Source organism: Micromonospora sp. NPDC050187, from assembly GCF_044459745.1.
Lineage (GTDB): Bacteria > Actinomycetota > Actinomycetes > Mycobacteriales > Micromonosporaceae > Micromonospora.
In genome coordinates, this window is sequence record NZ_JBITJH010000003.1 from 406,575 (window position 1) to 419,750 (window position 13,176).

The following is a 13,176-nucleotide window of genomic DNA, read 5'->3' on the forward strand; positions in this document are numbered from 1 at the left end:
CAGGTTAGTGGCCCGGGCGGGCCGGTCGGACCACCGGGGGAGGGGAACCCCTCACTGTCGGTGGTCGACCAGGTCGATGAGCTGCGTGACCACGGTGTCCGGGTCGAGCACCCGGTCGAAGACGGCGACCAGCATCGTCTCCAGGTCGGGGTAGCCGAGCTCCTCGGAGAGCCGCAGCAGCGGCAGGTCGCTGGCCAGGCCCCGGTCGTGCCGGCGCAGCGCCAGCCCGATGGTGGCCCGGCCCAGGCGGACCTTGTCGGCGATCGAGATGCCGGGTTCGGTGTGCTCGGCGAACCACCGGTTGATCTGCATCTGGGCGTGCGGCGACTTGACGAAGTCGAGCCACTCGCGGCGGGGCCCCCGGGGAGCGGCCAGCGCGTCGAAGCCGTGGTCGTCGGTCTCGGTGAAGATCTCCACCACGTCGCCCTCGTCGAGTTCGGACGACAGCGGCGCGAGCCGGCCGTTGATCTTCGCGGCGAGACATCGGTCACCCCGTTCGGTGCCCAGCTCGTACGCGAGGTCGACCGGCGTGGCACCGGCCGGCAGCACGATCTGGCGCCCCTCGGCGAAGACCTGGATCTGGGCCTCGGCGAGGTCGCAGCGCAGCGAGTGGAGGAACTGGTTCGGGTCGGGGGCGTCCTGCTCCCAGTCGAGCACCCGGCGCAGCCAGTCCAGCTGGCGGGCGCGCACCGCCGTCCCGTCGGTGCGGGGGAAGCGGAAGTCGGCGGCGACGCCGTACTCGGCCAGGCGGTGCATCTCCTCGGTGCGGATCAGCACCTCGACCGTGCGGTCCTGCGGGCCGCGCACCGTGGTGTGCAGCGAGCGGTAGAGGTTGTTCTTCGGGGAGGCGATGAAGTCCTTGAACCGGCCCGGCACCGGCCGCCAGAGCCCGTGCACCGCGCCGAGCGCCGCGTAACAGTCGGTGGCCGGGCCGTCCACCACGATCGCGATCCGGGGCAGGTCGAACGGGACGCTGTGGCCTCGGGCCACGGTGTCCTTCCAGATCGAGTACAGGTGACGCGGGCGGGGGGCGACCGTGGCGTCCACCTTGCTGCGGCGCAGTGCCACCCGGGTCCGGGCGACCACCTCGCGCAGGTACGCGTCCCAGCCCGGCCGGTCGTGCAGGTGGCGCTGGATGCGGGTGTGCTCCTCCGGCTGGAGGTGCAGCAGCACCACGTCGTCCAGCTCCCGTTTGAGGGCCTGGATGCCCAGCCGGTCGCAGAGCGGCACCAGCACGTCGAGGGTCTTGGTGGCGATCCGGTTGCGGGACGCCGCCGAGCGGACGCCGAGGGTGCGCATGTTGTGCAGCCGGTCGGCCAGCTTGATGATGAGCACCCGGACGTCCTTGCCGGCCGCGATGATCATCTTGCGGGTGGTCTCCGCCTCGGCGGCCTTGCCGTAGAACGCCTTGTCGAACTTGGTCACCCCGTCGACCAGGTGCGCCACCTCGGGACCGAAGTCCTCGGCGAGCGCCTGGAGGGTGTAGCGGGTGTCCTCCACGGTGTCGTGCAACAGCGCGGCGACCAGCGTGGTGGTGTCCATGCCGAGGTCGGCGCAGATCTCCGCGACGGCCAACGGGTGGGTGATGTACGGCTCGCCGCTCTTGCGGAACTGGCCGCGGTGCATGTTCTCCGCGATCGAGTACGCCTTGCGCAGCACCGCCGTGTCGGCGCTGGGGTGGATGCCGCGGTGTGCCCGGACCAGCGGGTTGACCGGGTCGTTGTCGGTGGTCGGCCAGGAGAGCAGGGACCGCAGTCGGCGGGCCAGCGGCAGCTCGGCGGCGGGTGTGGGAAGGGCGCCCCCCAGGGCGGCGCCGTGTCCGGCGTCGACGTCCACCTGGGACACCTCCTCACCCCGGCCCCACGGTCGCCGGATCCGGCAACCGGGAGCAGGCCCACGAATCGGGCAGGACTGCACTTCTCCAACAGCCTATGTGAGGTGACGTCATCCGATCGGTTACTTGCTCATGGGCGTTCGGTCGAGAGTTGGACCGACACCGCCTGATCCGCCTTCGCCAGCAGGGCCCGGAACCGGGCCGCACCGGCCACCGGAGAGGACCAACCGGCGGAGGACTGCACCAGCCTGGTCTCCGGTCGCTCCAACCAGGACAGGATGCGCTCGGTCTCCTCGGCGGTGGCCGCGGGGACCGGGCCGTGCCCGGGTGGCACCGTCTCGGCAGTGGCGCGGATCACATCCAACGTCGGTCGCGGGTGGACGTCAGGCGGGGAGACCCCGGCTCCGGCGAGCCGGCCGTGCCGCACCAGGGCCAGCTCCCAGCCGCCGCCGGGTGCGGGGTGGGCGGCGGCCAGCTCGGCGATCCGGGTCAGCCCGGCCAGCCGCTGCATGCGTACGGTCGCCCGGAGCACCGCCGCCAGCCGCGAGCGGACCACCGCCGCCTCCTCGTACCGCTGGGCCCCGGCGAGCGTGTCGATCCGGGCCAGCAGCGCGTCCACCACCGGCTGCGGGTCGGCGGCGGTGGCGGAGCGGAACGGCGCCGCCGCGCGGTGGTCGTACTCCTCGGGGGTGATGCGGTGCTCGCAGGGCGCCGGGCAGCGACCCAGCTCGGCCAGCGCGCAGGCCGGCGTCACCGTGCGCAGCGAGAGCCGGTGGGTGCACTGGCGCAGCGGCAGCGCGTCGTGGAACCCCGCCGCCGCCAGCTCCGCCGCCCGGCGGGAGCCGAACGGCCCCAGGTAGGCCACGTCGGCCGGGCCGATCTCCCGGACCACCGACAGGCGTGGGTACGGCCCGTCGGTGAGCTTGAGCCACAGCATCCGCTCGGGGAACTTCGACCGCCGGTTGTACGGCGGGGCGTGCGCGGCGATCAGCCGCAGCTCGCGCACCTCGGCCTCCAGGGGATGGGCGCACTCGACCGCCTCCACCCGCTCGGCGGCGGCCAGCATCTCCGACATCCGGGCCCGCTTCTCGGCGGCGGTGAAGTAGCTGCGCACCCGGGTGGCGATGTCGCCGGAGGTGCCGACGTAGAGCGGCCGGTCGTCGGCGGCCCGGAAGATGTAGACCCCGGGGGCCTTGGGCAGCCCGTCGGCGAGGTAGCGCTTGCGGCGCTGGGTGGGGGTGACCGCCCGGGCGAACTCGATCGCCTCGCCGAGGGTGTGCACCCGGTGCCCGCCGAGCCGGCCGATCAGCCCGTGCAGCACGTCCACCGTCGCCCGGGCGTCGTCCAGCGCCCGGTGGTTCGGCTGGGTGGCGGTGCGGAAGTACGCGGCCAGCGTGCCCAGCTTGCGGTTGGGCACCTCGTCCCGGGTGAGCACCCGCCGGGCGAGCGCGGCGGTGTCGAGCACCCGGGGGTTGGGCCAGCGGTGGCCGTGCTTCGCGCAGGCGGCCTTGAGGAACCCGACATCGTACGGAGCGTTGTGGGCGACCAGCACCGCGTCGGCGAGGAACTCGAGGAAGCTCGGCAGCACCGCCTCGATCGGGGGCGCCGGCAGCAGCATCGCCTCGGTGATGCCGGTGAGGACGGTGATGAACGGGGGAATCGGCTGCCCGGGGTTGACGAGTGTGCCGAGCACGCCCAGCTCCTCGCCGCCACGGACCTTCACCGCGCCGATCTCGGTGATCCCACCGCCGTCCGGCGCGCCGCCGGTGGTCTCCAGGTCGACCACGACGAAGGTCACCGCGTGCAGCGGGAGATCGGGATCCATCCCCTCGCCGGCCGGACCCAGCCCGGCCAGCGTCTCCTGCACGTATTCCCCTGCGGTCACGCCTCGGCACGGTAGTGCCCCGGTCCGACACTCCCGCAACACGTGCCCCGGGCGTTACCACGCGACTAGGATGAGAGATCGGCTCACTCACCGGGCGGTGGGCCCGCTCGCGGTGGGAGACTTGCCACATGCCCCTCACCGAGCCGTACGACGACCTGACCCCCGACCCGGGGGCGGTCGCCACGGGGGTCGACGCCATCGGTGGTGGCGAGCACACGGCTGCGCCCACGCCGGAGGCGGGAAGCCCCGCACCGGCGGTTAAGGACCCGGCGACCGGGCCGGAGGGGCCCGAACCCGAGCCGGTGCTGCCCGAGCCGGTCCGGCAGCGGATCGTCGCGCTCACCGCGGCGGTGCTGCCCGGCCTGCCGGCCGACGAGGTTCCCGTGCCGCTGCGCCGGGTGGCCAAGTTCGCCCCCAACCGCCGTGCCCGGCTCGGCGCACCGGCCATCGCCGCCCAGCTCACCGCTGATCCGCTGTTCCGGCAGCGGGTCACCGCCCGGGTGCTCGCCGACGCCGGCGACCTCGGTGCCGCCGTCGTCGAGGGGACGGCCCCGGCCGCCGCCGATCCGGTCGAGGTGGCCGCGCTGGCGTACCTCGCCCGGCCGACGGGCTGGCGTGACCTGGTCGACGCCAGCGGCGCGGCGGTGCGTGCCGAGGCGGACAGCGCGGTCGTCGCCGAACTGGTCCGCGAGGCCGAACAGCGGGCCACCCGGGCCGAACACGACCGGGCCGTGGCCCGGGTGGAGGCGGAGAAGCTCCGCGACGAGCTGGCCCGGGTCCGCGACGAGCTGGGCCAGCTCCGCGAGGAGCACCGGATGCTGACCCGTACGCTGCGCGAGACCCAGACCCGGGAACGCCGGGCCAACGAGCTGCTCGCCACCGAACGCGGCCGGGCCACCCGGGCCGCCGCGGACGCCGACGCCGAGCTGCGCCGGGTCCGGAACCGGCTGGCCGAGGCGGAGGCCGTCGCCGGGGTCGCCCGGGCCAGCGCCAAGGAGGCCCGGTCGGTCGACGACGCGAAGCTCTGGCTGCTGCTGGAGACGATCGGCCAGGCGGCCGTCGGCCTGCGCCGGGAACTGGCGCTGGACCCGGTGGACCGGCTCCCCGCCGACTTCGTCGCCGACGCCTTCGCCGACCAGCCGACCGCTGCCCCGACCGGTCCGTCCGCCCGGGCCCGGGACACCGACGACCCGGCCCGGCTGGACCAGCTGCTCGCCCTGCCCAAGGCGCACCTGGTGGTGGACGGCTACAACGTGACCAAGCGCGGTTTCGGCGAGATGTCCCTGGAACAGCAGCGCAAGCGGCTGATCACCGGCCTGGGCGGGATCGCCGCGCAGACCGGGGACGAGGTGACCGTGGTCTTCGACGGCGCGGAGCGGATGCACGGGCTGCCCCCGACGCCGCGCGGGGTGCGGGTGCTCTTCTCCCGCAAGGGGGAGACCGCCGACGAGCTGATCCGCCGACTGGTCCGGGCCGAGCCGCCGGGGCGTCCGGTGGTGGTGGTCTCCTCCGACCGGGAGGTCGCCGACGGCGTCCGCCGGCACGGTGCCTACCCCCTCGGCGCGGACGCGCTGCTGCGTCGGCTGGCCCGCTCCTGAGCGACCGGCGCGGACCTGTCGCACCCCGGGCGTAGCGTCCGGGTCACCGACGGTGTCCGGATGGTCGTGTCGCGTCGGCGGCCCCTGGCCGGATCGACCCGTCCGGCCCACTTTCCACCGAGATCTCCGCCCGCTCCGGCCGGGCCCTAGGATGGGCGGTCACGGCGAGAGGGAGACGGCATGGTTCGGGTACGCGGCCTCGGCGGGGTGCGCCGGTGAGCCCACGTGGCTGGGCGGTGCTCACCCTCGCCGTCCTGGTCACCGCCGGCCTGCTCACCGTGGCGCTGCTCGTCCCGTGGAGCCGCCCGCCCGCGCCCCGCGCCGACCAGCTCGCCGCCCTGCGGGACCTCCCCGCCGACCAGGTGGAGCGGGCCCGTGACTTCCGCGCCGCGCTGCGTCCCGGCGGCTGGGCCGCCCTGACCGTCGGGTTGCTGGTGGCGCTCCTGCTCGGGCTCACCCCGCTGGGCGCGCGCCTGGTCGAGCTGGCCGGGCGCCCCTTCGGCGGGCACTGGACCGCCCAGGCGCTGGCCGGCGGGCTCGCCGTGGTGCTCGTCGCCGACCTGGTCACCCTTCCGTTCGCCGCCTGGCGGCAGGCGGTCCTCACCCGGTACGGGATGAGCACCAACGGCTGGGGCGGCTGGACGGTCGACCTGCTCAAGTCGTACGCGCTCAGCGCGGTCGTCGGCGCGGTGGCGCTGCTCGGCTTCTACACCGTGCTCCGGCTCGCCCCGCGCTGGTGGTGGGCGTTCGGGGCGGCCGGCGCGGCCGGGCTGGTGCTGCTCCTCTCCTTCGTCCTGCCGGTGCTGGTCGAACCGGTCTTCAACCGGTTCACCCCGATGGAGCCCGGCCCACTGCGCACCGAGGTGATGGACCTGGCCGCCCGGGACGGCGTGCCGGTCCGCGACGTGCTGGTCGCCGACGCCTCCCGACGCACCCGCGCGGTCAACGCCTACGTCTCCGGCTTCGGCCCGACCCGCCGGATCGTCGTCTACGACACCCTGCTGCGGGAGGCGACCCCGCAGGAGGTGACCAGTGTGGTCGCCCACGAGCTGTCCCATGCCAAGCACCGGGACGTGCTGGTCGGCACGGTGACCGGCGCGCTCGGCGCGGCGGCGGCGGTGGTCGCCCTCTACCTGGTCGGCTCGTGGGGCGGGCTGCTGCGCCTGGCCGGGGTCGACTCGATCCGGGACCCCCGGGCGTTTCCGCTGGTGCTCGCGCTGGTCACCCTGGTCGGGGTGGTGAGCACACCGGTCCAGGCGATGCTGTCCCGCCGGGTCGAGGTCCGGGCCGACGCGCACGCGATGGCGCTCACCGGCGACCCGGTGACGTTCGAGGCGATGCAGCGCCGGCTGGCCGGAGCCAACCTCGCCGACCCCGATCCGCCCCGCTGGGAGTACCTCTACTCCGCGTCGCACCCGTCCACCGTGGAGCGGATGGCCGCTGCCCGCGCATATGCCAGGGAGACCGGCCGATGAACCGCACGCTGCTGATCACGAACGACTTCCCGCCCCGGCCCGGTGGCATCCAGTCCTTCGTCCACAACCTGGCGCTGCACCAGCCCGCCGGTTCGGTGGTGGTCTACGCGTCGACCTGGCGGGACGCCGAGAAGTTCGACGCCGACCAGCCGTTCGAGGTGGTCCGGGAACGCACCCGCGTGCTGCTGCCCACCCCGCTGGTCGCCCGCCGGGCCGCCGCGCTGGCCCGGCGGTACGACTGCGACACCGTCTGGTTCGGGGCGGCGGCCCCGCTCGGGCTGCTCGCTGCGGGGCTGCGCCGCCGGGCCGGGATCCGCCGGGTGCTGGCCCTGACCCACGGGCACGAGGTCGGCTGGGCCGCGTTGCCGGTCGCCCGGACGGCCCTGCGCCGCATCGGCCGGGGCGCGGACGTGGTCACCTATCTCGGCGACTACACCCGGGTCCGGCTCGAACGGGTCCTGCACGGGCTCACCGACCTGCGGCGCCTGGCACCCGGGGTGGACGTCGACGCGTACCACCCGGACGTCGACGGGGAGGCGGTCCGGATGCGGCTGGGCCTGACCGACCGGCCGGTGGTGGTCTGCGTCTCCCGGTTGGTGCCGCGCAAGGGGCAGGACACCCTCATCCGGGCCCTGCCGGAGATCCGCCGCCGGGTGCCGGACGCCGCGCTGCTGGTGGTCGGCGGCGGGCCGTACCGGGGCACCCTGGAGAAGCTCGCCCGCCAGACGGGGGTGGAGCGGGACGTGGTCTTCACCGGCACCGTCCCCGCCGCCGAGCTGCCCGCCCACTACGCCGCCGGTGACGTGTACGCGATGCCCTGTCGCACCCGCAACCGGGGGCTGGACGTGGAGGGGCTGGGCATCGTCTACCTGGAGGCGTCCGCCACCGGCCTGCCCGTGGTGGCCGGGGACTCCGGCGGCGCGCCGGACGCGGTCCGCGAGGGCGAGACCGGGTACGTGGTGCGCGGGCGGGACGTGGCGCAGCTCGCCGACCGGGTGGCGACCCTGCTCGCCGACCGGGACCTGGCCCGCCAGTTCGGTGCGGCGGGGCGGGCCTGGGTCGAGCGGGAGTGGCGCTGGGAGACCCAGGCCCAGCGCCTGGCCGCCCTGCTCGCCGGCTGACCGCCGGGTCGGCCCCCGCCGGCTGCTCCCGAGCGGCGGGTCCGGCCGGGTTGCGCCTCAGCGGGGTGCGCCTCAGCGGGGTGCGCCTCAGCGGGGTGCGGCGATGACGGTCGGCGTGGTCTGCCGTTCCCGGTGCAGCAGGTCGAGGATCTGCCCGGAGGGGCCCGGCCGGCCGAAGTGCCAGCCCTGGGCCGCGTCGCACCCGATCGCCCGTAGGCGTTCGGCCTGGGCGGCCGTCTCCACCCCCTCGGCGGTGACGGTGAGGTCCAGCGCGTGCGCCAACGACACCAGGGAGGCGAGGATCCGCTCGTCGGTGCGGCTCGCCGGGTCGGTCGGGGAGTCCCGCAGCCCGGTGACGAAGTTCCCGGCCACCTTCAGCTCGGTCACCGGCAGGTCGCGCAGGTAGGCCAGGTTGGAGTACCCGGTGCCGAAGTCGTCGATGGCGATCCGGACGCCGGCGTCGGCCAGCGTCCGCAGCGCGCGTACCGGCTCCCCGGTGGTGCTCATCATGGCGCTCTCGGTGATCTCCAGCTGGAGCCGTTCCGGCGGCAGGCCGGTGTTTTCCAGCAGGTCCCGCACCTGCCGCACCAGGCCCGGACCGTGCACCTGGCGGACGGCCAGGTTGACGCTGACGAACGGCGCGCGCGGCCGGCCGCCGGCCGGCCAGCCCTCCGCCTCCCGGGCCGCGTCGGCGAGCACCCAGCCGCCGAGCGGCACGATCAGGCCGGTCTCCTCGGCCAGCCCGATGAAGCGGTCCGGCCGCAGCTCGCCCAACTCGGGGTGACGCCACCGGACCAGCGCCTCCGCCCCGACCACGCTGCCGTCGCGCAGCGAGGTCAGGGGCTGGTAGTCCAGGTAGAACTCGCCCCGCTCGAGCGCGGCCGGGATGGCGGCGGAGAGCGCGTACCGGGCCAGCTCCTGCTGGTTGCGGTCGATGTCGAAGAGTTCCCAGCGGGCCCCGCCGGCCCCCTTCGCCCAGTGCAGCGTGCTGTCGGCGGCCCGCATCAAGTCGCTCGGGGTGGTGCCGGCGACCGGACGTTCGACGATGCCGATGCTGGCCGAGACGGCCAGCTCGTGCCCGTCCACCAGGGCGGGCCGGTTGATCGCGTGCAACGCCGCCTCGGCGACCCGGACCACGTCCTCGGTGCCGGTGGTCCGCTCCACCAGGATCACGAACTCGTCACCACCGAGCCGGGCCACCAGATGGTCACCGACCGCCTCGTGCAGCCGCCGGCCCACCGAGACCAGCAGCGAGTCGCCGACCTGGTGGCCGAGCGTGTCGTTGACGACCTTGAAGCGGTCCAGGTCGAGGAAGCAGAGCCCGACCCGCTGGCCGTCGCGGCCCGGCCGGTCGATCGCCGCCGCCAGACGCTCGGTGAACAGGGTGCGGTTCGGCAGGCCGGTCAGCGGGTCGTGGGTGGCCTGGTGCCGGAACCGCGCCTCGCTCTCCCGGAGCGCCCGCTCGGCCTGTGCCCGGGCCATCATGGCGGCCCGGCGCAGCGACTCCTGGGCGTCGAGCGTCCGGTCCCGCAGCGCGCGGGCGTAACCGGTGGCGACGGTCGCCAGCAGCCGGGCCAGCCGGTCCTCGGCGTCGTCGGCGACCAGCCCGAGGTCGTGCAGCAGCCGGAGCTGAATGATCTCGATGGTGCGGCCGAGCCCCTCGGCCGAGGCGATGTGCGCGGCCACCAGTTCGATCCCCACCTGGTGCCCGACCCGTGGCTCGAAGGGCTCGGCGCGCATCGCGTCGGCGAGCCGGTCGGTGAGCCCCTGGAGGAAGACCTCCAGCTGCTCCTGCGTCATCGGCAGGTAGCTCGTGCCGGAGACCGCCCTGGCCCAGGCACGGGCGAAGGAGCCGGGACACGGACGGGACCCCGTCGCCGGGGTCGGCTCATCCACCGAGCCGCCCCACCCCGCCCAGGAAGCCGGACCGGGCGGCGTCCTCGGCGTGCTCGGGGAACTCCGGCCGCCACGCCGGCACCCACACCAGACCCGGTTCGACCAGCTCGAAACCGTCGAAGAACGCGGTCAGCTCGGCGCGGTCACGGAGGAAGAGCGGGTTGTCCGTCTTGCGGTAGACCCGCTCCGCGTCGGCCCGCGCGTCGCCGTACTGGCCGATGTCGCTGGCCTGGGAGAGGACCAGGAAGCTGCCCGGGGGGAGGGCGTCCCGGAGGGTACGCAGGACCTCCGTCGGCCGGTCGTCGTCCGCCACGAAGTGCAGCACGGCGACGATCATCAGGGCGACCGGCTCGGCGAGGTCGAGCAGATCGTGCAGGTCGGGATGCTCCAGGATCCGCTCCGGCCGGCGCAGGTCCTCCTGGAAGACGACGGCCTGGTCGTTGCTGCTGAGGATCTCCCGGCTGTGGGCGACCGCCACCGGATCGACGTCGACGTACACCACCCGGGAGTCCGGCGCGACCCGCTGTGCGACCTCGTGCACGTTGCCGACGGTCGGGATGCCCGAACCGATGTCGAGGAACTGCCGCACGCCCGCCTCGGCCAGGAAGTGCACGGCCCGCCGCATGAACGCCCGGTTGGCCTGGGCCATCAGCGGTGCCTCCGGGACGGCGGCCATCATCGCCCCGGCGGCGGCCCGGTCGGCGGCGAAGTTGTGCGAACCACCGAGGTAGTAGTCGTACATGCGGGCGACGCTCGGGCGCTCGACGTCGATGGTGTCGGGTGCCCAGTCCGGCCGCATGCCCTACCCCTTTTGACACGTACACGACAACGGTCGCCCCCGTGGGCCACCCGGGTATTCTGCCCGTTCACCGCCCGAGTGACCAGAGCGCGTCAAATCGGCTTCATGTCCAACCCGCCCCGGAAGCGAGCGGGAGGCCCGCGTCCACCACCTCGGGTGGACGCGGACCTCCCGGTCGACGGGCGACGTCAGAACTTCGGCGCGTCCGGGGCCTCCAGCAGGCCCAGCCGCAGGGCGGTCATCAGGGCCTGGGCGCGGTTGGCGGCACCGAGCTTCTCGTAGAGCTTCGAGATGTGCGTCTTCGCCGTGGACTCGCTGACGAAGAGCTGCTTGGCGATGCCGGCGACGCTCATCCCGTCGGCCAGCAGCCGCAGCACCTGGCCCTCCCGGGGCGAGAGCTGCGGACCGGACGGGGCGAGCCGGCGCTTCATCGCCTCGGCCAGGTCGGCGGCGGTGAAGGCGCTGGGGGAGGAGGCGGCGTGCCGGGCGGCGGCCACCACCTCGTCGGCCGGCGCGGTCTTCGGCACGAAGGCGCTCGCCCCGGCCTCCAGGGCCCCGAAGAGCTGGTCGTCACCGGCGTACATGGTGAGCACCACGATGCCCATGGAGGCGCTGGACTTGCGCAGCGCCCGGGTCGCCTCCAGACCGCTGCCGTCGGGCAGGCGGAGATCCATGATCACCACGTCGGGCTGGAGCGCGCCGGCCTGCCGGACCCCCTCGGCGGCGGTGGCGGCCTCGCCGACCACCTCGAACTGGCGGTCCCGCTCGAAGGCGTGCCGCAGACCCTTGCGGATCAGGTCATGATCGTCCACAAGGAGGACCTTGGTACGGGTGGCCGGTATCGGACTGGTGGTCATCCTCGGGTTACTCCCCTTCTCCTGCGGTCGCGCTACCGCGCACGTTATCGCGTCGGGGCGAGGTGCCGAGAACCACCGCCACCGTCGTGCCGCTCGGTTGCCGTGGACGAATCTCCAGTCGGCCCCGGATACGTTCCGCCCTCTCCGCCATGATCGCAAGGCCGTACCGGCCGTCCGGACGCTGGTCGGCGATTCCCTGACCGTCATCCGACACTTCGATCTGCGCGTACGGGGGGTCCACCTCGCAGGTGACCCAGAGGTTGGCCGCCCCGGCGTGCTTGCGGGCGTTGGTCACCGCCTCCTGGGCGATGCGCAGCAACTCGGCCTCGGTGGCGGCGGGCAGCCGGGCGGTCGACTCGTCCAGCGACAGGTGCACCCGCAGCCCGCCGGAGGCGCCGACGGTCCGGGCGTACTCGGCGATCGCGGCGGCCAGCCCGCCGTGCCGGTCCACCTCGCTGCGCAGCTCGAACAGGCTCAGCCGCAGCTCCTGGATCACCCGGGTCACCTCACCGCGCAGCGTGCGCAGGCTCTCGGCGGTCTCCTCGGTGTCGTCGTGCACGGTGGCCAGGGCGTTGTCGATGCCGTAGCCGACCATCACCAGCTCCTGGGCGACCCCGTCGTGGATCTCCCGGGCCAGGCGTTGCCGCTCCTCGTTGGTGGCCAGCGAGCGCACCTCGTCGAAGAGGAGCGCCGCCTCCAGCCGCAACGCCGCCGGGCGGGTCAGCGCGGTCACCTTCTCCACCACCGGGGCCGGGTACGCCTGCGCCACGTCCGCCTCCAGCGCCACCAGGCCCACCGTCCGGACCCCGGCGACCAGCGGCACGATCAGCGCGGAGACGTCCCCGCCCCGGTGCGAGCGGGCCTGCGACCGGTTGGCGGTCTGCGGCTGCTGGCTGGCCCAGGCGTCGGCGATCGCCGAGTCGGCGTCGAGCGTGGTCTCCCAGTCCACCCGGTCCACGCCGACCTGGGCGAGCACCACGAGCCGGCCGCCGCCGCTGGCGGAGAGCACCGCGGCCCGGTCCGCCCGGGTGACCGTGCGCAGCTCCTCCAGCAGGTGCTCGGAGATGCCGCCCGGGTCCAGGGTGGCGCCGGGGAGCTGCCGGGCGACGCCGCGCAGCTGGGTCAGCAGCCGGGTCGCCTCGGCGTACGGCTGGGGCTGGGGTTTGACCTCGGTGCGGACCGCCATCACCCGGTGCAGGGTGCTGGCGGCGTAGAGGCCGAGCCCGGCCAGCAGCAGCCACTGGGCGCAGACCGCGAGGTACCCGAGCTGGCCGAGCTGGCGTTCCCCGCCGACCTGCGTCAACGCCCCGCTGAGCAGCAGGGTGGCCGCGGTGACCGCGAGCAGCGTCGCGCCCTCGCGGAACTGGCGCCGCAGCGCGGTCACGGTGACCGGCACGGCCAGGTAGGGCAGGACCGCCGAGGCGCCGAGCCCACCGATCGGGCCGCCGATGGTGGCCACCGCGGCCACCTGGCTGGCGGCCAGGCCCAGCACCACCACCTCGGCGGCGCGACTGAGCGGGTTGAGGAGCCGGTCGCTCGGGGCGAGCAGTGCCGGCACGCCGGCCAGGGCCAGCAGGGCGATCCACCAGAGCTGGTCGACCTCCCGGGTGGCGATCAGGGTCAGGACGGCGACCAGCGCGAGCATGACCACGCGGGCGGTGACGGCCAGCGGGTGCGGCCGGGGCCGGGTGGGTGTGGAGGCGGACACGTG

At 74.5% G+C, this 13,176-nt stretch carries 9 protein-coding genes; 3 read left to right on the forward strand and 6 right to left on the reverse strand.

Annotated features, from left to right (window positions below; all coding sequences use genetic code 11):
- Positions 1–51: 51 nt before the first annotated feature.
- Positions 52–1,836 carry a RelA/SpoT family protein gene (locus ACIBJE_RS07650; protein ID WP_396744599.1) on the reverse strand — a complete coding sequence of 595 codons (1,785 nt, stop codon included), beginning with the start codon at positions 1,834–1,836 and terminating at the stop codon, positions 52–54.
- 128 nt (positions 1,837–1,964) lie between these two features.
- Positions 1,965–3,719 carry a DEDD exonuclease domain-containing protein gene (locus ACIBJE_RS07655; protein ID WP_396744430.1) on the reverse strand — a complete coding sequence of 585 codons (1,755 nt, stop codon included), beginning with the start codon at positions 3,717–3,719 and terminating at the stop codon, positions 1,965–1,967.
- 128 nt (positions 3,720–3,847) lie between these two features.
- Between ACIBJE_RS07655 and ACIBJE_RS07660 the strand changes: the two genes are divergently transcribed.
- From ACIBJE_RS07660 to ACIBJE_RS07670, 3 genes are all read left to right on the forward strand, one after another.
- Positions 3,848–5,317, forward strand: a complete 1,470-nt coding sequence (locus ACIBJE_RS07660) for an NYN domain-containing protein (RefSeq protein WP_396744436.1) — start codon at positions 3,848–3,850, stop codon at positions 5,315–5,317.
- A gap of 215 nt (positions 5,318–5,532) precedes the next feature.
- Positions 5,533–6,792: a M48 family metallopeptidase gene (locus ACIBJE_RS07665; RefSeq protein WP_396744439.1), complete on the forward strand. Its 1,260-nt coding sequence runs from the start codon at positions 5,533–5,535 to the stop codon at positions 6,790–6,792.
- Positions 6,789–7,913: a glycosyltransferase family 4 protein gene (locus ACIBJE_RS07670; protein WP_396744441.1), complete on the forward strand. Its 1,125-nt coding sequence runs from the start codon at positions 6,789–6,791 to the stop codon at positions 7,911–7,913. Before ACIBJE_RS07665 ends, ACIBJE_RS07670 begins: the two co-directional genes overlap by 4 nt.
- A gap of 87 nt (positions 7,914–8,000) precedes the next feature.
- Here ACIBJE_RS07670 and ACIBJE_RS07675 read toward each other — a convergent pair whose 3' ends face one another.
- From ACIBJE_RS07675 to ACIBJE_RS07690, 4 genes are all read right to left on the reverse strand, one after another.
- Complete coding sequence (locus ACIBJE_RS07675) at positions 8,001–9,713, reverse strand: putative bifunctional diguanylate cyclase/phosphodiesterase (protein WP_396744444.1); 1,713 nt, start codon at positions 9,711–9,713, stop codon at positions 8,001–8,003.
- An 88-nt stretch (positions 9,714–9,801) separates the two neighbouring features.
- Positions 9,802–10,608 carry an SAM-dependent methyltransferase gene (locus ACIBJE_RS07680; protein ID WP_396744447.1) on the reverse strand — a complete coding sequence of 269 codons (807 nt, stop codon included), beginning with the start codon at positions 10,606–10,608 and terminating at the stop codon, positions 9,802–9,804.
- Between the two features lie 188 nt (positions 10,609–10,796).
- Positions 10,797–11,465, reverse strand: coding sequence for a response regulator transcription factor (locus ACIBJE_RS07685; RefSeq protein WP_030337723.1), 669 nt, complete (start codon positions 11,463–11,465; stop codon positions 10,797–10,799).
- A 7-nt stretch (positions 11,466–11,472) separates the two neighbouring features.
- Complete coding sequence (locus ACIBJE_RS07690) at positions 11,473–13,173, reverse strand: GAF domain-containing sensor histidine kinase (protein WP_396744449.1); 1,701 nt, start codon at positions 13,171–13,173, stop codon at positions 11,473–11,475.
- Positions 13,174–13,176 lie beyond the last annotated feature (3 nt).

Excerpts from the sequence above, each read along its gene's own strand:
- ACIBJE_RS07660 (WP_396744436.1), top strand. The coding sequence starts at position 3,848 with ATGCCCCTCACCGAGCCGTACGACGACCTGACCCCCGACCCGGGGGCG.
- ACIBJE_RS07670 (WP_396744441.1), top strand. The coding sequence starts at position 6,789 with ATGAACCGCACGCTGCTGATCACGAACGACTTCCCGCCCCGGCCCGGT.
- ACIBJE_RS07675 (WP_396744444.1), bottom strand. The coding sequence starts at position 9,713 with ATGACGCAGGAGCAGCTGGAGGTCTTCCTCCAGGGGCTCACCGACCGG.
- ACIBJE_RS07680 (WP_396744447.1), bottom strand. The coding sequence starts at position 10,608 with ATGCGGCCGGACTGGGCACCCGACACCATCGACGTCGAGCGCCCGAGC.
- ACIBJE_RS07685 (WP_030337723.1), bottom strand. The coding sequence starts at position 11,465 with ATGACCACCAGTCCGATACCGGCCACCCGTACCAAGGTCCTCCTTGTG.